The sequence below is a fragment of the Pseudofrankia asymbiotica genome (assembly GCF_001983105.1).
GTDB lineage: Bacteria > Actinomycetota > Actinomycetes > Frankiales > Frankiaceae > Pseudofrankia > Pseudofrankia asymbiotica.
Window position 1 is genome coordinate 26,949 of the sequence record NZ_MOMC01000005.1, and the last position, 20,991, is coordinate 47,939.

Genomic DNA, 20,991 nt, shown 5'->3' on the forward strand with positions numbered 1-20,991 from the left:
GTTTGCGTGGAGCGGATACGTCGGGATCAGTCGGATCGCGGCGACCGCGTAGACCCGGATGGACGAACATCACGAACGGATCGCGCGGGTCGCGTTGGCTGCCAGCGGGGCCCGTATGGGCTGGCTCTCGCGGGTGGCTACTCCGTCCAGGCCACGGCGTCGGCAGCCGCCTGAGCGGGACGTCGACTGTTCACCAGCTGGCGGCGACGTGACAGGTTCCCTCAGCTTGTCACGATCGTCATCGCCGCCCTGGAAGAAGCCGGGTACGCGGCGTCGATCGCGATTAGCGGAGGTGGCGCCGTACCTCGGCGTGAAGCGGGGGAGGCCGGTGCGTGCCAGCAAGGGAAGTAGTCCGGCGACGGTCGTGGGCTCGCGGCGGTAGGACGCCGCCTGGCGCTCCAACACCTCGATGGTGAGTTCGGGGTAGAGATCGAGCTGGTCGAGGAGGAACTCGTCCGGGTGTATGGCTGTCAGGTCGTACGGCTTGAGGGAAGGCGCCGGGAAGTCGCGAAGATTGAAGGTGACGATGGCCTCCGCGTTCGCACGCACCGCGGCGGCCAGAACGTGGCGGTCCTTTGCGTCGTTGGTCATGCCGTCGACGAGGTGCTCGTAGCCGGTGACGGTGGCGTCAGGAAAGTAGCGGCGCATGTTACCCAGGCGTTTGTCGATGCGGTCGGCTGGCAGGCCCGCCGCAAGGACATTGCGCCGAAGTTCTATCAGGATGTCGTCTGACCAGAGCGGTCGGTAGACGTCTGCCTCGGTGAGGCGGAGCAGCGTGTCGCACAGATAGGCCGGGTAGAGCACACAGGCATCAAGCAGCGCGGGCAGGGTCGCGGCGCCTCATATCAGCGGGTGGACTTGGGAGTCGCGGTCAGGTTGTAGAGATCATCCTTCTCTGCGTCCGCGGCCATCTGGTCGAGGGCCTCGCGACGGTCGCGGCGAGAGCGGTCGCGGTAGTCGAGGACATCGTGGAGCAGGACGCGGCGGTGGCGACCGCGCATGGTGTAAGCGATCTCGCCGTCAGTCAGGAGGCGCACGAGGGTGGGTCTCGAGATGTTGAGCAGGTCGGCGGCTTCCTGGGTGGTGAGCAGCGTGTTGTGCGGCGCGATGGTGATCGCGAGACCCTGTGACAGGGCGGTCACCGCGTCTCGTAGGACCTCGTAGATCTCTTGGGGAACCAGCAGCTCGGAGCCGTCGGGGCCGACCAACCTTGCGTGCGCCGACTCCGGGACCCGGGCCAGTCCGCGTGCGAACCGGGCGAGGTCGGCGCCGTCCGCGGGTGGCAGGACAGTTCTCTCTCGAATCACGGCGACCATGATCTCATGGCTACGCATATTCGAAAAAAACGCAAGTCGATGGTCGTGCTGGAGCCGGGCCCGGGCCAGGCGTCGAAAACGACTGCGGGCTGCGGCCGGCGCCTGCCGCGCCGACGGCCGGCGGCGGGACGCGGCGTCGATGGCGTCGGTGGCAGAAGCTTGCGGCCCGGAGGGCTCGGTGGGGGGTCGTTGGGAAATTGCCAATCGATCATATACTGTGGTCAGGTGACCGGGATCGGGGAGCGGGTGTTGGAGCAGGTCGGGCGGGGGCGGCCGGGGGCTCTGCATCGGGACATTGCGGAGCGGGTGGGGATGACGCCCGACGCGTTCTCGCGCGCGCTGAACGGTAAACGGGCGTTCTCGTCGATCGAGCTCGCGCGGCTGGCCGACGAGCTCGACGCCGACATCCACTGGCTGATCACGGGGGAGCCCGACCCGCACCGGCTGGTGGTCGCGGCGCGGCACCGGTTCGACCACGAGACGGGCCGGCGGGACGTCCCCGACCGTGAGGCCGACGACCAGGTGCTGCGCGACGTCGCGCTGACATACAGCCAGGGCGGACTCCCAGGGAAACCGGTCTGCCGGCTCCCGGCGACCGCCGACCGGATCCGGGCCGCGCTGGGCGAGGACTTCGTGCGGCCGTTCGCGGATCGGCTGGAGGCCCGGTTCGGCGTCGACGTCGTGCGGGTCGCCGAGCTGTCCACCGCGTACTCGTTCACGCTCGGTGGGCATCGAGTGATCGTCCTGCCGGCGACGGGCAACTGGTTCTGGGAGAACTGGTCGATAGCCCACGAACTGGGCCACCTCGCGCTCGCTCACCACGATCAGGGACTGCCCGAAGTCGAGCGGGACCGGCACGAGGCGGCGGCGAACGCGTTCGCCGCCGACCTGCTCCTTCCGCGCGCGCTACTCGCCCCGGTCGACTGGGACTCGCTGGACGCGGCCGGCCTGGCCGAGATCCTGTGGCAGTGGGGAGTGTCCATCGACGCGCTCGCCCGCCGGCTGAATGCCCTGAACGGTCAGCTGCCGCCGATCGTCCGGGAATGGGCCGGTCAGCCGACCCAACGCCTGCTACGACGTCACTGGGCCGTCGACGCGAGCTTCGACGAGATCACCCTGCGCATGGACGCCGCCGCCCGCCGCCGTTTCCCGCTTCCGCTTCAGGAGGCGCACCTCGCCGGTATCGAGTCCGGCACCCTCGGCAAGGGCACGCTCGCCTGGATGCTCGGCATCGACCCCGACGCGCTGGAGGTCGACGTACCCGCCGTGCCCGAAGTGGACGTCGACGATCTCTCCGCGGCGCTGGGCCTCTGAACTCCGAGGAGTGACCGTCCTTCTCTTCCCGGACAACACAGTTTTGATCAACTTCGCCCTGCTCGGCCGAATGGACCTGCTGGAGCGGCTGGCGAACGGCAACGGCCGGTGGTGCGCGACTGTCGCCACCGAATGCGACGCGTCCGCGCGGCGCCCCGAGCTCACCGCCCTGAGCGCCGCCAGGAGCATCTTCGGCCGGCCGTGGTTTCCCAACGCGGCGGAGCTCCGGGAGACCCTAAGCCTCCGGGAGGAGCTGGCCAGCCCTGGTGACCGCCCGCACCGGCACCTGGGCGAGGCCGAGACACTCGCGATCATGATCCGGCGCCGGATCGACGGCTACTTCGTCACCGACGACAACGACGCCGTCCGGCTCGCCACCCGGCATGGCGTCCGCGTCGTCCGTACCTGGCACCTCCTGCACGTCGCCGCCCGAGYGGGCCTCGTCGAGCCGGATTCGCTGTGGGGCTGCGTCCAGACGCTGCGCGCGCACCACCGCGGCGGCCCGCCCGGCGTCACCGACCGGCCGACCTTCGACAAATGGCTGGCCCGCTGACCTCGCGGCCTTATCGCAACGGTCAGATAGTGTCTAAGCCATCAGGGTCTAACCCGACACTGTGATCCGTCGATCCGGATGACTGGCCGGTGCCGCGGGTCCAGTCGGTCGCACGGCCTCGAAACGCCGCTCGGCTCACAGGCGAAGACCCGGACTCGCTATCGCCTTCGCAGTAGGATTGGAGCCGTGCCGGTGACCAAGGTGTCGCTCACGCTCGATTCGGACCTGGTCCGGGAGGCCCGCGAACGGGTCGGCCCGCGAGAGCTCTCGGCCTATGTCAATGCCGCGCTACGCCAGCGGCTGCAACACGACCGGCTGACCGAGTTCCTCACCACCGCCGACGCCGAGGCCGGCCCTGTCCCTGAGGAGGACATCGAGGAGGCGCGCCGGTGGTTCCGGCCGTGAGCAGGCGACGGGCGGCGGGTAGCGACCTCGGTGTGCCGTTCGTGCTGGACACCGGCGCGGTCATCGCCCTGTCGCGTCTCGACAAGGCGGCACGAACCCTGCTCGCCGCGGCGCTTCGCGAACAGTCTCAGGTCTGGGTTCCCGCTCCCGTCATCGCCGAGCTGGTCCGCGGCGACGGGCCGCGGGACGCGGCGGTCAACCGCGTACTGAAGTCCGTCAGCGACGTGCACCCGCTCGATGAGTCGCTCGCCCGCGAGGCCGGCCGGCTGCTCGCGGGCGGAGGCACCGTTGTGGATGCCATGGTGGTGGCGACCGCGCGACACGTCGCAGGCAGCGGCCCAGTGGTGATTATGACGAGCGATCCGCGCGACATCACGGCCCTCGCCGGTGCCGACGCCCGGGTGCGGATCGCCTCTGTCTGATGGGATACGCGGCCGGCCTTCCGTATCCCAGACCTTCYGGGCAGTCAGTCGCTGGAGGGGAGGGGGCGGGCCTCCTTGAGGGCGAGCGGTTCGGCGCCGAGGGCGAGCGAGCCTGTGCCCGCCTTCGTCACCAGGACCTCCAGGCCGGTGTCGCCCAGGGTGTAGCGCTTCCCCTGCTGGGTTCCGCCGGCCGCGTCGGCGAGGACGGTCAGTCCCGGCTGGGGCTGCGCCTTGACGTCGACCATCGGGTGGCCGCCGCAGGTCAGGTCCACATCCCCGGGAAGCGGGCGCACGACCACGAGTTCGGTGCCATCTACCTGGCTACGTAGCCGGGCGCCGCTCTTGATCTGCAACGTTGTATCTCCTCGTCGATGACGGGACCGGGCGCCGCGGAAAGCGGCGGCCGGAATGCGGGAGTGCCGGAATGCGGAAGTGCTGGCTGTCGGTGGAGACGCGTCCGCCCGCGGCCGAATGCCGGCCGCGGGCGGGCTGCCGCTTTTCGTGATCTGGAAGGATTCCTGACGCCGGACGCCGAGGATTCCACCAGATCATGAGCGGTTCGCGCGTCCGGGGCCGGGGCGCGCGAGGTGGCATGGACGTCTGGTTCGGTGCGCCGGACCAGGGCGAAGTGACAACGTGTCCGAGCCCTGGCCTGGCACCGCCAGCACGTTTCAGACCCTCAGACTCTTCAGAGCACGATGGGCAGCTTGTGGTAGCCGCGAATCGTGGCTGTGTGGATGAGCTCGGCACCGGACAGGTCGAGATCCCACTTCGGGAAGCGGTCCAGGATCTCCTCCAGTGCGATCCGGCCCTCGATGCGGGCCAGCGCGGCGCCGAAGCAGTAGTGGACGCCCTTGCCGAAGGTCATGTGGGCGTCCATCTTCCGGCGGATGTCGAAGGTGTCCGGGTCCGGGAACGCGGCTGGGTCACGGTTCGCCGCGCCGGTCAGCAGGGTGATGATCTTCCCTGCCTCCACGGTCCGCCCGTGCAGCTCGACCGGCCTGGTCGTCACCCGCACCTGGATGGGCGACGGCACCTCGTAGCGCAGGGTCTCCTCGATCGTGTTCTTGATGAGGGACCTGTCCGCCACCACCAGCTCGCGCTGGTCCGGGTTGTCGGCGAGCGTCTTGCCGAACCAGCCGATCAGCCGGGCCGTCGTCTCCACACCGGCGGCGTAGAGCATGCCGACGTAGTTGAGGATCTCCGCGTCGGTGAGACCGCGCTCCTCGCCGGTGAGGACATCCTTGAACCGGGCCTGGATCAGCGTGGTGAGGAAGTCGTCGCCCGGGTGCTCCTTCTTGTACGCCAGGAACGGGGCGTACGGCTCCCCGATGCTGGGCAGCCGCTGCTCGTCCTGCGGCTTCTCCTCCGTGAGCCGGGCCGACTCCTCCACATGGTCGCGCAGGTTCAGCAGGTACTCGTCGGGAATGCCGACCAGGGCGCCGATGACCCGCATCGGCAGCTGGCTGGCGAAGTTCTCCATCAGGTCGAACCCGCCGCTGCCGACCAGCGGGTCGAGGTACTCCGCGCACAGCTCCCGGATCCGTTCCTCCAGCACGAGCACCCGCTTCGGGGTKACCGCGCGGCTCAGTATCAGCCGGTGCATGTCGTGCTCGGGCGGGTCCTCCGCGATGAACAGGCCCGGCGGGGTCGGAATCCCCGCCTTGACCATCTCCATCAGGATGCCCTTGGACGACGTGTACGTCTGCCAGTCGACCGAGAGGGCCTCGACGTCCACGTAACGTGAGACCGCGTAGAAGTCGTAGCGTTCGTTGTAGTACAGCGGCGCCTCTTCGCGCATCCGCTTCCAGACCGGATACGGATTCTCGTCGATGGCGAAGTCGTACGGATCGTAGTAGATATCCGTGGCGGCGGTCACGCGGAGTTCCTCTCAACAAGTACGCGTGCGGATAACACTGCTGGGGCGTGCTGTGCCCTGACGTTCTGTGCCCTGACGTTCTGTACCCCGGCGACGATCACGCCGGCTCGCACAGCGCCTTGACCTGCAGGTACTCCTCGAAGCCGATCTGGCCCATCTCGCGGCCGATTCCGCTCTGCTTGTAGCCGCCGAAGGGGACRTCCGACCCGTAGTAGATGCCGCCGTCGACGATCATCGTGCCGGCGCGGACCTTGCGGGCGACCCGCTTGGACTTCTCGTGGTCGCCGGAGAACACGGCGCCGGAGAGGCCGAAGATGGTGTTGTTCGCGATCCGGACCGCGTCGTCCTCGTCCTCGAACGCCTGGATGACGAGGACCGGGCCGAAGACCTCGTTCTGGACGATCTCCGCGTCCTCCGGCAGGTCGGCGAACAGCGTCGGCTCGAAGTAGTAGCCCGTCTCCAGCTGCGGCGGGCGCCGGCCGCCGACGACCGGCGTGGCGCCGGACGCGATCGCCCGGTCGACCATGGCCTCGACGCGGTCGCGGTGGCGCGCGCTGTTCAGCGGGCCCATCACGTTGTTCGCGTCGAGCGGGTCGCCGTACGGCATCGCCGAGAGCATCATGGAGGCCATCTGCACGCCCTGCTCGAAGATGGACCGCGGCAGCAGCAGCCGGGACAGCGTGGCGCAGCCCTGGCCGCCGTGCAGGCAGACCATGAAGGTCGACATGCCGATCCCGGTGCGCAGGTCGGCGTCCTCGAAGACGATGTTCGGGGACTTCCCGCCGAGCTCCAGGAAGCACTTCTTCACGGTCTGGGCACCGAGCTCCATGATCCGGCGGCCGACGGCGGTCGAGCCGGTGAAGCTGATCAGGTCGACCCGCGGGTCGGTGATGAGCTCCTCGCCGCGGTCGTTGGCCGAGCTGGTGATGACGTTGAAGACGCCGGCCGGGATGTCGGTGTACTCGGCGACGAGCTTGCCCAGGGCGCTCACGCACCACGGCGTCGTCGGCGGGCCCTTCAGGATCACCGTGTTCCCCGCGGCCAGCGCCGGCGCCACCTTCGCCAGGGCCACCTGGAGCGGCTGGTTCCACGGAACGATCGCGCCGACGACGCCGTAGGGCTCCCGCTCGGTCCAGCGGTGGGCACCGAACCCCTCGATGTTCCCGAGCCCGAGGTCCTGGGAGAACTCGTACTTCTCCAGCAGGTCGGTCACCCAGCCGACGTTCTCCACCGGCATGTCGAAGGTCGAGCCGACCATCTTGGTGGGCAGGCCGACCTCGGCCGTCATCATCGCCTTGAACGGCTCCGCGTGCTTGGCCAGCGCCTCGTGCAGCTGGCGCAGGCAGCGGACCCGCAACGCGACGTCCGTGCTCCAGCTGGTCTCGTCGAAGGCCCTGCGGGCCGCGGCGATGGCCGCGTCGATGTCGCCCGTGGAGGCGTCGKCCGCCACGCCGATCGACTGCTCGGTCGCCGGGTTGATGTTCTCGTAGGTGGCGCCGCCCTCCGCGTCGACGAGCTGACCGTCGATCAGCAGTTTGGCGACGTTCAGTCCCGCGAAAGTCATGTAGTTCCTCCGTCAGGTAACAGGGCAGGTGCTAGCCGCGGCTGATCGCCGAGACCGCCCATTCGGTCTGGCTCTTCGTGGCGGATGCGGGCGGGCTCTGGCAGTCGGGGGACGGGAGGGAACGCCCAGGTCGGACGTCCGCGGACCAGGTGACGGTCTCGCCGTCATACACGCAGGACAACTCGGCGCGCGAGTCGTTGAGAGAGCCGGTGCGGGGGGAGTCGAGCAGGCTCCAGCCGACCTGGCGCAGGACCTCGAGCTCGAGTGCCTGCGCCTGAGGGCCTTTCAGGCCGCAGCAGCCGCGGTAGTTGCCGGCGACGTCGGCGAACTCGCCCTTGCGGCGCAGGACCGTCTCGACGAGGTCCTCGTCGCCGTAGGCCCAGGCCGTGCCCTCGGGCAGGACGAGGAAGGTCGACGCGAAGCGGTGGCCGCCCAGGTGGCTGGTCCGCCAGTAGTTGACGCCGTCGGGCGCGCCGGCGGCGGCGAGCCGGGTCGCGAGGCCGGCGCCGAGGCGTCCGCAGCAGGCGTCGCGCCGGCCGTGGCCGCAGACCAGGACGTCGATCCCGTCGGTCTCCAGGTGCGAGGGCGCCGGGTCGGCGGCGAGCGCGAGCAGGTCGGCGACGGCGTCGGGCAGCGACGCGCCGACGGGACGCTCGAAGCGCCGGTAGCCGGCGAAGTAGCTCTCGCCCCGGGGGCGGGCGTGCAGGATGACGCGCCGCTCCTGCGCGGGGGTGTCCGGGTTGGCGGGGACGATGGCCTGCAGCCGATAGCCCAGCGGGCCGAGCAGAGGCGCGATCGACGCCGCCTCGGGAGTCTCGCCGATGTCGTGTGGCCACGGCAGCGGGAGCTCGATCAGCAGGAAGCCCGGGTACGTGCCGCTGGTCCCGACGGGGGAGAGGGACGCCACCCGCGAGAAGTCACTGCACCTGATCTTCGCGTCCGGGTCCARCTCGGGTGGGATGGTCCACGTCGTGTTCGTCATCGCGCTAGCCGACCGGGCCGGGGGCGGCGACGGCGTCGCGCAGCGCCGGGAGCACCGGCGGGCTGGTCCGCCAGTCGGGGACGCCGTCCTCGCCTGGGGTGGCGACGGGGAACCCGCCCTGGTGGACCCAGGCCCAGTGCGCGTGGTTGAGCTCGTGGAGGGTGAAGCAGGCGTTCAGCGCGTTGTAGAAGCCCTGGTTGTCGACGGTCTGGTTGACCGACTCCTTGATCAGGAGCGCCGCCATGGTGGGCAGGCTGGCGATACGCCGCGCGAAGGCCACGGCGCTGTCGGCCAGGTCGTCGGCCGGGAAGACCTTGGAGACCATCCCGAGCCGGTGTGCCTCGTCGGCGTCGATGGAGTCGCCCGTCAGCAGGAGCTCCTTGGCCTTGCGCGGGCCGAACTCCCAGGGATGGGCGAAGTACTCCATGYCGCACATGCCGAGGCGGGTCCCGACCATGTCGGCGAAGGTCGTCCCCTCGGCCGCGACGATGAGGTCGCAGGCCCACATCAGCATGAGGCCGGCGGCGTAGACCTGCCCGTGCACGGCGGCGATGGTGATCTTGCGGAGGTTGCGCCACCGGCGGGTGCTCTCGAAGAAGTGGTGCCACTCCTGCAGCATCAGCTTCTCGGCGCCGTGGCGGGTGGCGCCGTTGACCCGGGCCGAGGGGTGCTGGTTCGGCCCGGGCGCGTGGTCCGCGCGGCCCTCCTTCGAGCCCATGTCGTGGCCGGTGGAGAACATCGGGCCGTGGCCGCCGAGGATCACGACCCGGACGGTGTCGTCCGCCTCGGCCCGCAGGAACGCCTCGCCGAGCTCCACCAACAGCCCCCGGCTCTGGGCATTGCGCGTCTCCGGCCGGTTGAGCATGATCCGCACGATGGTTCCCTCGTCGAGGGACTCGTACGTGAGGTACCGGTACTTCGAGTCGATCATCAGCGCCTTTCCACCCTGGACATGGACCCCCGCCMCTGCGTCTCGGCGTGGGGCCGCCGACCTGCGTCCGGGCTGGCGCCCGGCTGGCCCGCGCCTGGTTGGCCCGCGCCTGTCTGGCGGTGCCTGTCTGGCCTGGACTGTTGCCGCCCATATTTACACTAAGTTGAAGAACCGGTACTTTCAACCCGGTCAAAGGAGGGACTGGCTGATGAAGGTTGCCCTGACGGTCGCCGACTTCCTGGATCGGGCCGAGACGGTCTATCCGGAGAGCCTCGCGGTGGTCGACGAACCGGGCCGGCCGGGGTCGCTCGGGCGGCTCACGTACCGGGACGTCGCGGCGCGAGCCCGTGGCATGGCGCTGGCACTGGACCGGTTGCGGATCCCCGCCGGCGCGCGTGTCGGGATCGTGTCGCCGAACAGCGCGCGCTTCCTGATCAGCTTCTTCGGGGTGAGCGGGTTCGGCCGGACGCTGGTGCCGATCAACTACCGGCTGACGGCGGACGAGATCTCCTACATCGTCGAGCACTCGGGGACGACGCTCCTGCTCGTCGACCCGGAGCTCGACGACGTGCTGTCCAAGGTGACCGCGAAGGAGCGGATCGTCATGGACGGGGTGGCCGACTCCGAGCTGTTCGCCCCGGCGCCGCCCGGCGTGGTCCCCGCGCCCTGGGAGCCCGACGAGGACGCGATCTGCACGATCAACTACACGTCGGGCACGACGGCGCGTCCCAAGGGCGTCCAGCTCACCCATCGGAGCTGCTGGCTGAACGCCGCGTCCTTCGGGTGGCACACGACGGTGACCGACCGGGACGTCATCCTGCACACGCTGCCGATGTTCCACGTCAACGGCTGGGGCATGCCCTACGCGGTGACGGGCATGGGCGGCGCGCACATCGTGATCCGCAAGATCGACGGCGAGGACATCCTCTCCAGGGTCGAGCAGGAGGGCGTGACGCTGCTGTGCGGCGCGCCCGCCGTCGTCGCCTCGATCCTCGACGCCGCGGCGGCGCGGGTCGCCGCCGGCCTGCCGGTCCCGGGCCGCGACAAGGTCCGCATGGTCGTCGCCGGCGCGCCGCCGCCCAGCGCGGTCATCGCCCGGGTCGAGGAGCTCCTCGGCTGGGAGTTCATCCAGATCTACGGCCTCACGGAGGCCTCCCCGCTGCTGACGATCAACCGGGCCCGCCCGGGCTGGGAGTACCTGCCCACCGACGAGCGGGCGAAGCTGCTGGCGCAGGCCGGCGCCCCGGCGCTGGGCGTGCGGATGCGGATCGACGCCTCCGGGGAGGTGCTCGCCCGGTCCAACCACGTCTTCGACGGCTACTGGCGCCAGCCGGAGCAGACCGCCGCCGCGATCGAGGACGGCTGGTTCCACACCGGCGACGGCGGCCGCTTCGACGGCCGGCTGCTGACGATCACGGACCGCAAGAAGGACGTGATCATCACCGGCGGCGAGAACGTGTCGTCGATCGAGGTCGAGGACTGCCTGTACGAGCACCCGGCGGTGACCGAGGCCGCCGTGATCGGGGTGCCGGACGAGAAGTGGGGCGAGACGGTGAAGGCCCTGGTCGTGCTGCGGCCGGAGGCCGAGGTCACGCCCGCCGAGCTGATCGCGTTCTGCCGGGACCGGATGGCGCACTACAAGTGCCCCACCTCCATCGAGCTGCGCGACGCGCTCGAGCGCACGGCGACGGGGAAGCTGCAGAAGTTCAAGCTCAGGGCTCCCTACTGGGAGGGCCGCGACCGTGCGGTCAACTAGCGCCGGCAAGTCCGGCGCTGGCGCCGGCGAGGCCGGCATCGGGCTGGCCGGGGTCCGGGTGGTGGACTTCGGCCACCAGATCGCGGGGCCGCTGGCCTCGCTGCTGCTGGCCGAGGCGGGCGCCGACGTCGTGCACGTCGACTCTCCGCTGGCCGCCCGGTCGCTCGGGCCGGCGGACGCCTTCCTCAACCGGAGCAAGCGGCGCATCACGCTGGATCTGCGCGGCGCGGCCGACCGGGACACCGCGCGCGACCTGGTGGCGCGTGCCGACGTCCTGGTCGAGAACTTCCGGCCTGGCGTCATGGACCGCCTCGGCCTCGGGCCCGCCGCCGCGCGGGACCTGAACGAGCGGCTCGTCTACTGCTCGCTGCCGGGCTTCGCGGCCGACGACGAGAAGGCGGGCGTGGCGGCCTGGGAGGGTGTCCTGCACGCCGCCGTCGCGGGGTACCGGCCGCTCAAGGAGCACTGGGATCCCTCCGGCCGGAAGAGGGCGAAGGTCGAGGACCCGGCGGCGCCGCTCTTCACACCGATCACCACCGCGTCCAACTTCGGCGGACTGATGGGCGCGGTGTCCGTCGTCATGGCACTGATCGCCCGCGAGCGCACCGGACGCGGTCAGCGGATCGAGGTCCCGCTCGCGGAGGCGTACGCCGAGGCCTACAGCACGATGCTCGGGATGYGGGTCTACGAGAACCCGCTCATGGGTGACAACCACATGCTGCGCGATCTCACCTACGCGTGCGCCGATGGCGGGATCGTCGATCTGTCGCCCTACTCGAAGTTCGTCATCCCGCTGCTGGTGGCGGCCGGGGTGGCGGGGGACTGGGAGAGCCAGGGCCTGATCGACGTCGCGGCCCGGACCTTCTCGATGGAGAAGCGGGACCGGATCATGGCGATGTTCGCCGACCTGATCCGCTCCCACCCGGCGGCGTGGTGGGACGAGGTCGCGACGAGGGCGGAGATGCCGGTCTCGATGGTCCGCTCCCCGGCGGAGTGGGTCGCCACCGAGCACGCCACCCAGTCCGGGTCCGTGGTGACGCTCGACGACCCGCTGGCCGGCCCGGTCGTCCTGCCTGGGCGGGGTTTCGACCTGCCCGCGGCGCCGGCGCCGCGGCCGCGGCACCTGCCTGACCAGGACCGCGAGGCGATCCTCGCCGAGCTGCGGGCCCGGTCCGCGGCCCCCGTTCCGGCCGTGCCCGCCGTCGCGGGGGCGACGGCGACCTCGTTGGACCTGCCGCTGGAGGGCTATAAGGCGATCGACGTCAGCCAGGCCGTGGCGGGCCCGACCGCGGCGAGGCTGCTGGCCGACTTCGGCGCCGACGTGATCAAGGTCGGCAACCCGGTCCCGGCCGTTACCGACGGCATCGTCGGCCAGCTCCACCGCGGCAAGCGCACCATCCTGCTCGACTCGAAGAGCGCGGCCGGCGGCAAGCTCGCGGGGGACCTGATCCAGGCGGCCGACCTGCTCGTCACCAACTTCACCCCGAAGTCGCAGGCCCGGTACGRCATCGACTACGAGCGGGCCAGCGCGCTCAATCCCCAGATTGTCTACTGCTCCATCACCGCCTACGGCCTCACCGGCCCGTGGGCGCACCGCCGGGGCTACGAGAACCAGTGCAACGCGGCGACGGGCATGAGCTGGCGGTACGGGTCGCGGTTCGGCTGGACGCTCTACCAGCCGACGCCGATCAACGACGCCGACACCGGCATCCTGGGCGCCTACGCCACGGCCGTCGCCCTCTACGCGCGACTGCGCGGCGGCGGCGGGCAGAAGGTCGGCGCCTCCCTGGTCCAGGGCTCCACGCTCCACCAGGCCGTCTATCTGACCGCGGAGGCGCAGGCACCGCGGGACGGCGGGCGCGCCGAGGTGCTCGGTGCCGGTCCCGACGCCGCGGCCGGCGGCCGGCCCGACGCGGCGCGCAACGAATACGGCGACAACGCCCTCTACCGCTTCTACTCGGCCTCGGACCGGTGGTTCTTCCTCGTCGCGCACGAGGCGGATCTCCCGACATTCCTGGCCACGGTGGAGATCGAGCTCGGCGACGCGGCGGGCGACTGGCGCGATCCGGGGGGCGCCTTGGCCGGGCTGCTCTCCGCGCGGTTCGCCGCCGAGCCGGCCGAGCACTGGGTCGCGCTGCTGGCCAAGGCCGGCATCGCGGCCCAGCCGGCCGTCTCGATCGACGAGGCGGTCGACTACCTGCACCGGCGCGGCGTCGTCTACTTCGAGCGGGGCGTCGGCGGCCAGGACGTCGCCAGGCCGGGCGTCGGCCGGTGGCTCTCGGAGACGCCGCCGCGGGTCGGGGCGAGCCCCGGCGCGGTCGGCTCCCAGGCCGTGGAGATCCTCACCGAGCTCGGCCTCTCCGAGCCGGAGATGCGGGAGTTGGCCAGCGAGAAGGTCCTCTGCCTCCCGGACGGCCTGCCCACGCTGCAGCGGCTGACCTGACGGGTGAGCCTCTTCCGTCGTCCCTTCAGGAATTGACGTACGGCCGTGCTGTTCAGCCGATGACGAGCCGTTCACCGCCGAAGTCGGCGATGATCTCCAGGCGTCCGCCGAGGGCGTTGACGTAGGCGGCGAGAGTACGCAGCTCGCTGGCCTCGACGGTGGCCCGCTCGATCGCGGATACGCGCTCCTGACGGACGTGCATGCGGTCCGCGACGTCCGCCTGGGTCAGGCCCAGCCGGCGGCGCATCTCGGCAAGCCGATGGGCGCGGTTCGCGGCGACCAGTCGTCTGGCGCCGGATTCGACCTCGTGACGGTCGGTGTCGTCGGGGAAGAACTCCGTGAGGAAGCCGCTCTTGTCGTAGTCGTGAACCGCGCTCACAGGTCACGCTCCTTGAGGTAGCTGGCGTAGCGGGCTTCGGCCAGCGGTATCGCCCGCCGGTACCAGGCGGACCATTCGCCCGCCTTGTCACCTGCCACGAGAAGGACCGCTCGACGTTCCGGATCGAAGATGAACAGAACACGGACCTCGCTCGCCCCGGCCGAGCCAGGGCGAAGTTCCTTCAGGTTGTGTATCCGCGAGCCCTTGATTCGATCGACAAGTGGCCGCCCGAGGCCGGGCCCCTCCTCCAGGAGGGCGGCCAGCGCCTGGCCCACGAGGATCGCGGTCGTTCGGTCTRCCTGCCGCAGCGTATGCAGCCATTCCCTGACCTCGTCGACCATCACCAGTTGGTAGCTCACGGGCGGACCCTTCGGATCAAGGAAGGTTCAGTACGCCAGTATACTAAAATCTTCTCGAGGGCGTCGGCTCGTGTGCCGGTCACCCCGCGGTACATGTCGTCGAGGCCGAGCCAGAGTCCGCCCGGCCGAGCGGGGCGTTGGTGGGCCAGGGCGGATCGGTCAGGCGTGGCGGCCGACGGCGCCGGACTCCTCGAGTTCGTCGATCAGGGCGGCAGCGAGGCCGGCCTCCTCCAACACGGCCCGCGTGTGTGCGCCGGCCGGGGGCGGCGGGTAACTCTCGGCCGGCGGCCGCTGGCCGTCCGCGTCCCGGAACCGGATGGGGGAGCGCGGGACCAGCAGGTCGCCGACGGTCTGCAGCACGCCGCGAGCGGTCGCGTGCGGGTCCGCCGCCAGGTCAGGGCCACGGTTCACCCGCACGACGCTGGCGCCGCGCGGCCCGAGGTCGGCCACCCATTCCCGCGCGGAGCGGGTTCGGAAGACCGCGGCGAGCCGTTCCGTCACGGCGTCCGGGTCGTCCCAGCGGTGCAGCGTGCCCGCCAGGTCCGGCAGGTCGAGGCCCTCGCACAGCGCTGCCCAGGTGCGCGGCTCGGCGGCCGTCACGGCGACCCAGGTGTCGTCGGCGCACTCGTAGAGCCGACGGTCCGGACCGATTGGTACGCCACGACCGCCCTTGTCGAACGTTCCGTCGGCCGACGACTGCAGCCAGGTGGCCGACTCCGACAGGCTGATGTCCAGCTGGCACCCCGAGCCGGTCTGATCCCGCTGCCGCAGGGCGGCGAGGATTCCGACGACGGCCATGAGCGCGCCGACGGGGATGGGGAGGATCAGCTGGGGATGCCACGGCAGCTCGGGGCTCAGCGCGGTCAACAGGCCCGAGTGCGCCGCGAACGAAAGATCGTGTCCGGACCAGTTCGCGTACGGCCCGTCCTGGCCATATCCGGATATCGAGCACCAGACGAGCCCGGGCAGCTCCTTCGCGGCGTGGGAGTAGCCGAATCCCCGCTCGTCCATGGCGCCGGGCCGCTCGTTCTCGACCAGCACGTCGGCATGCGCGGCCAACAGCCGCAGAACCTCGAGGCCGCGCGCGTGACGGAGGTCGACGGCTACTGAGCGCTTGCCGCGGTTCAGCCCGATCGGGCCGTCGAACATCCGGCCCTTCGGGGACTCCACCCGAATCACGTCGGCGCCCAGGTCGGCCAGCAGCACGGTGCCGAAGGCGCCGGGGGGCAGCCGGGTGAGGTCGAGCACCGTGACACCGGCCAGGGGTAGCTTCGGATCGGGCATCGTTTCTCCTGAAGTGCCGAGAATATGGCGGATCCTGGTTGATTCCGGCCAGCCGCACGGGTGTTCGCGAGCGTCCCGGGCGGCTGCCGTGAAGATACAAACAGCCCTCGTCCGGCCCGGGTAACGACCGTGCCTCCACCGCCACGGACTGTGGCGGTGGAGGCACGAGGTATGCGCTGGATGCCTAGCCGATGCTGTGTGCTTAACCGGTGCTGTGCCTAACCGATGAAGCGGACCAGGTTGTCGCGCATGATCTTGCGGATGGTCGTGTCGTCGAGGTCCTTGAGGAGCGTGACGTACTGCATCGGGTCCGGAACGCCCTCGGAGTGCGGGAAGTCGGATCCGAAGACGAGGCAGTCGGCTCCGACGGTCTCGATACCCCGCTTGATGTCCTCCTCGGGGAACGGGGCGATGACGCACCGCTCCTTGAAGACGGAGGAGGGCCGGCCGGGCAGGGTGCCCCACTTGGGCTTGCGGCCCAGGAGCATGGCGTGGTCCAGCTTGCGCAGCAGGTAGGGCAGCCAGACGGTGCCGAACTCGGCGATGAGCACCTTGATGTTCGGGAAACGCCCGAACATGCCGTGGTAGAACATGGCCGTCAGGGTGTCCATCATCGGCCGGTCGCCCCAGTAGGCGACCCACTGGAACCCGTTGAACTCCACGTAGCGGGCGTTCGGCTTCTCGCCCCACTCGCCGCCGTGGCGGGCGTAGGTCCCGCCGAGGTGGACCGCCACCCGGGTGTTGGACTCGTTGACCAGGTTCCAGAACGGGTCGAAATAGGGGTCGAACGGCGACCGGCCGTTCCACGCCGGGCCGGGCTGAAGGTCGACGAACTTCGCGCCGCGCTCGAGCGACCGCTTGAGCTCGGCGACGGCGAGGTCGACGTCCAGCAGGGGGATCGGCACGGGGACCAGGATGCGGCCCTCGTGCGCGTAGCCCCAGTCCTCCCAGAGCCAGTCGTTGTACGCCCGGTTCACGGCGTAGCCGGCCTCGATGTCGCCGCGCCCGAAGGCGCTCTCCCAGCCGGTGCCGACCGTGTGCAGGACGGCGACCTCGACGTTCTGGAGGTCCATCAGCGACAGTCGGGGGTCCTTCTTCTCGAAGGCCGGCCGCATCGCGTTGTAGCGCTCGACGAGCTGCTCACGGCTGAGCTGGTCGAGGTCCTTCATCGGGTTGAGCTTGTTGAGCATCGCGCCCGGGATCGGGATGTTGCCCTGCATCCCGGAGACCTGGGAGAGGTCGACGCCGCCGAAGCCGCCCTCCGGGGCGGAGTGGACCCCGAGCGTCCGCCGCTCGTGGTCGACCTCCTCGTCCTCGTCGTGCTCCTCCTCGGTGAGCATCCGCGGCTCGCCGGGCAGCCAGGCCCGCTCGGCCATGTCGGCGGACAGATAGCGCGTCACGGCGTCGTCAGGCGCGTAGAGGTGATGGTCGGCATCGAAAATGCCGTAGGGGAGGCTCTGCTCGACATCCGCCACGTAGATACCGCGTGATCCGAGCTGGGGCGTGTCGGCCAACGGGCCCTCCTGGAGTTCATGGACACTGCGTATTTGAACTGAGTTTAACTATGCCGGCGCCTCGCGCGCCACCCCATCCCGGGTGTCGTGGCCCGCACTTTGCGTGGCAATGCCGCCGCATCCTCGGGCGACTTTGGGCACGGCGGAGCCGGCCGAGGTGGCGCAGACGCTCTCGCACCACTTTTCGTCGGCCGGCAGGTTCGTCCCCGAAATTCTTACGTGGTCATTCCGCCGGGGCCGAGACGGAATGACCACGAGACCCACCCGGGCCGCAACCGCTGGTTACCTCGTCAGGACTTGAACCACTCGCGGGCGCTGTTGACGACTTCCCGGAACGGCTTGCCCCGGTCGAAGCTCGGCTCCCGGGGCATGCCGAGGACCTGTTCGCTGATCGCGTTGCGCTGCATCTCGTTGGAGCCGCCGGCGATCGACCACACCCGGCTGTTCAGGTAGTCCAGGGCGGCGTGCCGTCCTTCCTCGTCGCCGTCCTTCCAGACCAGCCCGAGCCCCTGCCCGATCTCCAGCACCAGGCGGGCCCGCTCCGGGTTGTACACGCCCGCCGCGAGCTTCCAGTAGGAGGCGACGCCGGCGGCGGGCTTCTCACCCGACCGCAGCAGGCCGGTGATCCGCTGGCCGAGCTGCCCCCGGGCCCAGTCGGCGGTGTGGATCCGGGCGACCGCCTGCCGGGCGACCGGGTCCTGGGCGCGGCCGGCGGCGCGGGTCAGGTTCAGCAGGAACGGGTCGACGTCCGCGGCCTGGGTCGTCGGCAGGTTCACCGGGTCGTCGCGGCCGGCGCCCCGCTCGACGAGCAGCAGCGTCTGCGCCACGGTCCAGCCCTGGTTGACCTCGCCGATCACGGCGTCGTCGCCGACCTCGACCTCGTCGAGGAACTCCTCGCAGAACTCGGCGTCGCCGGTGATCTCGCGGATGGGGCGGATGGTCACGCCCTTGGCCCGCAGGGGTACCGCGAACCAGGTGAGGCCGCGGTGCTTGGGGGCGTCCCAGTCGGTCCGGGCCAGGCACATCCCGTAGTCGGCCTGGTGGGCGCCGCTGGTCCAGATCTTCGAACCGGTGATCAGCCACCTGCCGCCGTCGCGCACCGCGCGCGTGGTGATGCCGGCCATGTCCGAGCCGGCGCTCGGCTCGGAGAACAGCTGGACGAACAGCTCGTCGCCGGCGAGCATCCGCGGGACGTGCCGGGCCAGGAACTCCGGTGCGCCGTGCCGGACGATGGTCTGCCCGCACGGGCCGTACGTCGTGCCRCCCGCGTGGCCGAGGTCGGGCATCCGGTACCTCGCCGCCTCCTCGGCGAAGGCGCGGGCGTGCCGGTCGCTCAGGCCCTGGCCGCCGTACTCGCTGGGCCAGTTGATGCCCGCGTAGCCGGCCTCGTAGAGCTTCTTCTGCAGGGCCCGCTCCGCGGAGAAGCCCTCGTCGTCCTGCTGGGTGCCGCCGCGCCCGTGCGCGCCCTGGCCCGGGTCGCGCGGCTCGAGGTTCGCGGCGAGCCACTGCCTGGCCCGCTCGCGGTACTCCTCGATCTCCGGTGTGTCAGTCATGGGATCTTCCTCGCTTCCCGCCAGCCTCACAGGGCCAAAGGGGGCGTGTAAATGATCTTACCCGCGCGCCCGGCGGCCATTGTCGGTGTCGTTCAGAGACCGGCCAGCTGGCAGATCCGCTCGCGGTGCCATGTCGGCGAGCCGTACAGCGACGCGTCGGTCGTCAGCCGGCGGAGATAGAGGTGGAAGTCGTGCTCCCACGTGTAGGCGATGCCGCCGAACAGCTGCCAGCACCTGTGCGCCAGCTCGACCGCCGCGTCACCCACGAACGCCTTGGTCATGCTCGCGGCGTGCGCCGCGCCGCGGCCTTCCCGCTGGGCCTCGCGCGCCGCGCCGGCGGTCACCGCGTGACTCATCTCCAGCGCCAGGCTGGTGTCGGCGAGCTGGTGCTTGACCGCCTGGAACGAGCCGATGGGCCGCCCGAAGGCGACCCGGTCCTTGCAGTACCGCACGGTGAGGTCGAACAGGTGCTGCATGGCGCCCACCGTCTCCGCGGTGGCGAGCACGCTGGCGAGCAGCAGCTGCGCGTCGACGGCGGCCGCCGCCCCGCCGAGGGCGCCCACCAGCGCGGAGCCGTCGACCTCGACGCCGTCGAAGTGGACCTCGCAGAGCCGGCGGCTGAGGTCGAGGCCGGTCAGCACCTCCACGGTCACCCCCGGCGCGGACGTCGGCAGGAGGAACTGTGCCGGCCCGTCGGGTCCGCCAGCCGTGACGAGCAGCCACTGCGCCGACTGCGCCTCGACCACGAGTCCCTTGCGGCCGGTGAGGCGGTACCCGCCGCCCGCGGGCTCGTAGCCGACCCCGGTGGGGCCGGACCAGTCGCCGGTCTCGTCCGCCACGGCCCAGGCCACGGCCGCCTCGCCGGCGATCAGCGCCGGGACGACCTTCGTCCGCTGCTCCTCCGAGCCCTCGCGGGCGAGCGTGGCCACCGCCAGGTTGGTGTCGATGAAGGCGCCGGGCTGCAGGTACCGACCGCGCAGCTCCGCGAGGATGACGGCGTCGAGGACGCCGTCGCCGGACACGCTCCCGCCCCCGAGGGACTCCGGGGCCAGGAAGGCGAACCAGCCCAGCTCGGCGGCCTCCAGCCAGTAGGACGGACCGACCTGGCCTCCCGCGTCGATCAGCTCACGGAGCTTGTCCAGCGGCAGGTTCGCCTCGATGAACCGCTCAGTGGTCTCCCGCAGGAGCCGCTGATCGGGGCTGAGATCAGGATCCATGCCTGTTCCCTTCGGACGGTCTTGCGCCGCGATGCGCCAGCCTGGCACCCAAAGTTTGAACTCAGTATAATTTACCGCGTTGAGCAGTTCTAGCGCGGACCTGAGCTCACTGGCGACCCCAGGAGGTTGGAGAGTGATGGGCGACACACAACCCTTCCGCTACGACGGGAAACATGCCCTGGTAGTCGGCGGCGCGACCGGCATGGGTGCCRCGGCCGCTCGCGCGGTCGCGGCCCTCGGCGCCGAGGTCACGGTGATGGACCGCGTCCCCGTCGACTACGACGTCGCGAAATCGATCAAGGTCGACCTGCTGGACCGGCAGAGCATCGACGACGCCCTCGGCGAGGTGGCCGGCCCGGTGCACGCGGTCTTCACCGCGGCGGGGATCGGCGGCGGCCCCGGGGTGATGAAGGTCAACATCATCTCGCACCGGCACCTCATCGAGCGCCTGATCGCCGACGGTCGGCTGGGCGCCGGCTCGTCGATCTGCTTCATCTCGTCGGTGGCCGGGCTCGGTTGGCAGAACCACCTGCCACGGCTCGTCGACTTCCTGGCGACGGCCTCCTACGAGGAGGCCGAGGCGTGGGTGAACGCCCACGAGGGCACCGACACCTACATGTTCAGCAAGCAGGCCGTGAACGCGTACGTGGCCCGGCAGGCCTATCCGTTCGCCAGCAAGGGCATCCGGATCAACGCGATCTGCCCCGGCCCGACCGACACCCCGCTCGCCCGGGCGAACGGCTGGGGCGGCTTCGACCAGCAGTACCGCGAGGCGACGGGCACGGAGCAGCTGCAGCCCGAGCAGATGGCCAACGTGATGGCCTTCCTGGGCAGCGACGCCGCGTTCGGCATCAGTGGCGAGAGCCTCCTCGTCGACTACGGCCACGTGAAGGCCTCGATGGGCGGCTCGTGGGAGCCGGGCAAGCCGGTCATCGACTTCCTGATGTCCGACAACTCGGTCTGACGCGGTCTGACCACGAGAGGCCCTCGGTCCCGCGGACGCCCTGACGTCAGCGGGACCGAGGGCCTCATGGTCTTCCGGCCATGGGTTCGAGCCCCTGCGCCCACCGCCGCGCCCGCTACAGATCGACGAAGGCGGCCGGATCCTCGGCGGCCTTCG

General features: G+C 70.5%; 20 protein-coding genes. 7 read left to right on the forward strand and 13 right to left on the reverse strand.

The window, feature by feature from the left end:
* Positions 1 to 69: 69 nt before the first annotated feature.
* Positions 70 to 828 carry a VapC50 family PIN domain-containing toxin gene (locus BL253_RS01695; protein ID WP_338013681.1) on the reverse strand — a complete coding sequence of 253 codons (759 nt, stop codon included), beginning with the start codon at positions 826 to 828 and terminating at the stop codon, positions 70 to 72.
* A gap of 17 nt (positions 829 to 845) precedes the next feature.
* Positions 846 to 1,307: a helix-turn-helix domain-containing protein gene (locus BL253_RS01700; protein WP_198946123.1), complete on the reverse strand. Its 462-nt coding sequence runs from the start codon at positions 1,305 to 1,307 to the stop codon at positions 846 to 848.
* A gap of 234 nt (positions 1,308 to 1,541) precedes the next feature.
* Here BL253_RS01700 and BL253_RS01705 point away from each other — a divergent pair, with 234 nt between their 5' ends.
* The 4 genes from BL253_RS01705 to BL253_RS01720 all read left to right on the forward strand — a co-directional run bounded on the left by BL253_RS01705 (position 1,542) and on the right by BL253_RS01720 (position 4,010).
* Positions 1,542 to 2,630 (forward strand): helix-turn-helix domain-containing protein, encoded by a 1,089-nt coding sequence (locus BL253_RS01705; RefSeq protein ID WP_076812926.1) that lies wholly within the window; start codon positions 1,542 to 1,544, stop codon positions 2,628 to 2,630.
* A gap of 10 nt (positions 2,631 to 2,640) precedes the next feature.
* A complete protein-coding gene (locus tag BL253_RS01710; protein WP_076812929.1) occupies positions 2,641 to 3,183 on the forward strand; it encodes a PIN domain-containing protein in 543 nt (180 codons plus the stop codon).
* 186 nt (positions 3,184 to 3,369) lie between these two features.
* A complete protein-coding gene (locus BL253_RS01715) occupies positions 3,370 to 3,588 on the forward strand; it encodes a hypothetical protein (RefSeq protein ID WP_081437904.1) in 219 nt (72 codons plus the stop codon).
* Positions 3,585 to 4,010, forward strand: coding sequence for a type II toxin-antitoxin system VapC family toxin (locus BL253_RS01720; RefSeq protein ID WP_158230320.1), 426 nt, complete (start codon positions 3,585 to 3,587; stop codon positions 4,008 to 4,010). Before BL253_RS01715 ends, BL253_RS01720 begins: the two co-directional genes overlap by 4 nt.
* 44 nt (positions 4,011 to 4,054) lie before the next feature.
* Here the strand turns inward: BL253_RS01720 and BL253_RS01725 are convergent, their stop codons facing one another.
* From BL253_RS01725 to BL253_RS01745, 5 genes are all read right to left on the reverse strand, one after another.
* The gene (locus BL253_RS01725; protein ID WP_076812931.1) at positions 4,055 to 4,363 is read right to left on the reverse strand and encodes a hypothetical protein; all 309 of its coding nucleotides are present in this window, start codon (positions 4,361 to 4,363) and stop codon (positions 4,055 to 4,057) included.
* A gap of 335 nt (positions 4,364 to 4,698) precedes the next feature.
* Complete coding sequence (locus BL253_RS01730; RefSeq protein ID WP_076812933.1) at positions 4,699 to 5,889, reverse strand: cytochrome P450; 1,191 nt, start codon at positions 5,887 to 5,889, stop codon at positions 4,699 to 4,701.
* Positions 5,890 to 5,986: 97 nt separating this feature from the next.
* On the reverse strand, positions 5,987 to 7,453 hold the full coding sequence (locus BL253_RS01735) for an aldehyde dehydrogenase family protein (RefSeq protein WP_076812936.1): 1,467 nt from the start codon (positions 7,451 to 7,453) through the stop codon (positions 5,987 to 5,989).
* Between the two features lie 31 nt (positions 7,454 to 7,484).
* Complete coding sequence (locus BL253_RS01740; protein ID WP_076812938.1) at positions 7,485 to 8,435, reverse strand: sucrase ferredoxin; 951 nt, start codon at positions 8,433 to 8,435, stop codon at positions 7,485 to 7,487.
* A 4-nt stretch (positions 8,436 to 8,439) separates the two neighbouring features.
* Positions 8,440 to 9,366: an enoyl-CoA hydratase gene (locus BL253_RS01745; protein WP_076812941.1), complete on the reverse strand. Its 927-nt coding sequence runs from the start codon at positions 9,364 to 9,366 to the stop codon at positions 8,440 to 8,442.
* A 208-nt stretch (positions 9,367 to 9,574) separates the two neighbouring features.
* On the opposite strand from BL253_RS01745, the gene BL253_RS01750 reads away from it, so the two are divergent.
* Both BL253_RS01750 and BL253_RS01755 read left to right on the forward strand, forming a co-directional pair.
* On the forward strand, positions 9,575 to 11,122 hold the full coding sequence (locus tag BL253_RS01750; protein ID WP_076812944.1) for an AMP-binding protein: 1,548 nt from the start codon (positions 9,575 to 9,577) through the stop codon (positions 11,120 to 11,122).
* Positions 11,109 to 13,565: a CaiB/BaiF CoA-transferase family protein gene (locus tag BL253_RS01755; protein ID WP_076812947.1), complete on the forward strand. Its 2,457-nt coding sequence runs from the start codon at positions 11,109 to 11,111 to the stop codon at positions 13,563 to 13,565. The genes BL253_RS01750 and BL253_RS01755 overlap by 14 nt, the downstream gene beginning before the upstream one ends.
* Positions 13,566 to 13,617: 52 nt before the next feature.
* Here the strand turns inward: BL253_RS01755 and BL253_RS01760 are convergent, their stop codons facing one another.
* The 6 genes from BL253_RS01760 to BL253_RS01785 form a co-directional block, all read right to left on the reverse strand.
* Complete coding sequence (locus BL253_RS01760) at positions 13,618 to 13,944, reverse strand: helix-turn-helix domain-containing protein (RefSeq protein ID WP_076812949.1); 327 nt, start codon at positions 13,942 to 13,944, stop codon at positions 13,618 to 13,620.
* Positions 13,941 to 14,285 (reverse strand): type II toxin-antitoxin system RelE/ParE family toxin, encoded by a 345-nt coding sequence (locus BL253_RS01765; protein ID WP_076813121.1) that lies wholly within the window; start codon positions 14,283 to 14,285, stop codon positions 13,941 to 13,943. Before BL253_RS01765 ends, BL253_RS01760 begins: the two co-directional genes overlap by 4 nt.
* A gap of 177 nt (positions 14,286 to 14,462) precedes the next feature.
* On the reverse strand, positions 14,463 to 15,587 hold the full coding sequence (locus BL253_RS01770; RefSeq protein ID WP_076812951.1) for a CaiB/BaiF CoA transferase family protein: 1,125 nt from the start codon (positions 15,585 to 15,587) through the stop codon (positions 14,463 to 14,465).
* Between the two features lie 218 nt (positions 15,588 to 15,805).
* A complete protein-coding gene (locus BL253_RS01775; RefSeq protein WP_076812954.1) occupies positions 15,806 to 17,101 on the reverse strand; it encodes an amidohydrolase family protein in 1,296 nt (431 codons plus the stop codon).
* Positions 17,102 to 17,391: 290 nt separating this feature from the next.
* The gene (locus BL253_RS01780; RefSeq protein WP_076812957.1) at positions 17,392 to 18,654 is read right to left on the reverse strand and encodes an acyl-CoA dehydrogenase family protein; all 1,263 of its coding nucleotides are present in this window, start codon (positions 18,652 to 18,654) and stop codon (positions 17,392 to 17,394) included.
* A gap of 92 nt (positions 18,655 to 18,746) precedes the next feature.
* Entirely contained in the window at positions 18,747 to 19,871 is a 1,125-nt protein-coding gene (locus BL253_RS01785) for an acyl-CoA dehydrogenase family protein (protein ID WP_076812960.1), read from the reverse strand.
* Between the two features lie 136 nt (positions 19,872 to 20,007).
* Here BL253_RS01785 and BL253_RS01790 point away from each other — a divergent pair, with 136 nt between their 5' ends.
* Positions 20,008 to 20,835, forward strand: a complete 828-nt coding sequence (locus tag BL253_RS01790) for an SDR family oxidoreductase (RefSeq protein WP_076812963.1) — start codon at positions 20,008 to 20,010, stop codon at positions 20,833 to 20,835.
* Positions 20,836 to 20,991: the final 156 nt, after the last annotated feature.

Coding starts and splice junctions, on each gene's coding strand:
- BL253_RS01750 (WP_076812944.1), top strand. CDS start 9,575: ATGAAGGTTGCCCTGACGGTCGCCGACTTCCTGGATCGGGCCGAGACG.
- BL253_RS01770 (WP_076812951.1), bottom strand. CDS start 15,587: ATGCCCGATCCGAAGCTACCCCTGGCCGGTGTCACGGTGCTCGACCTC.
- BL253_RS01785 (WP_076812960.1), bottom strand. CDS start 19,871: ATGGATCCTGATCTCAGCCCCGATCAGCGGCTCCTGCGGGAGACCACT.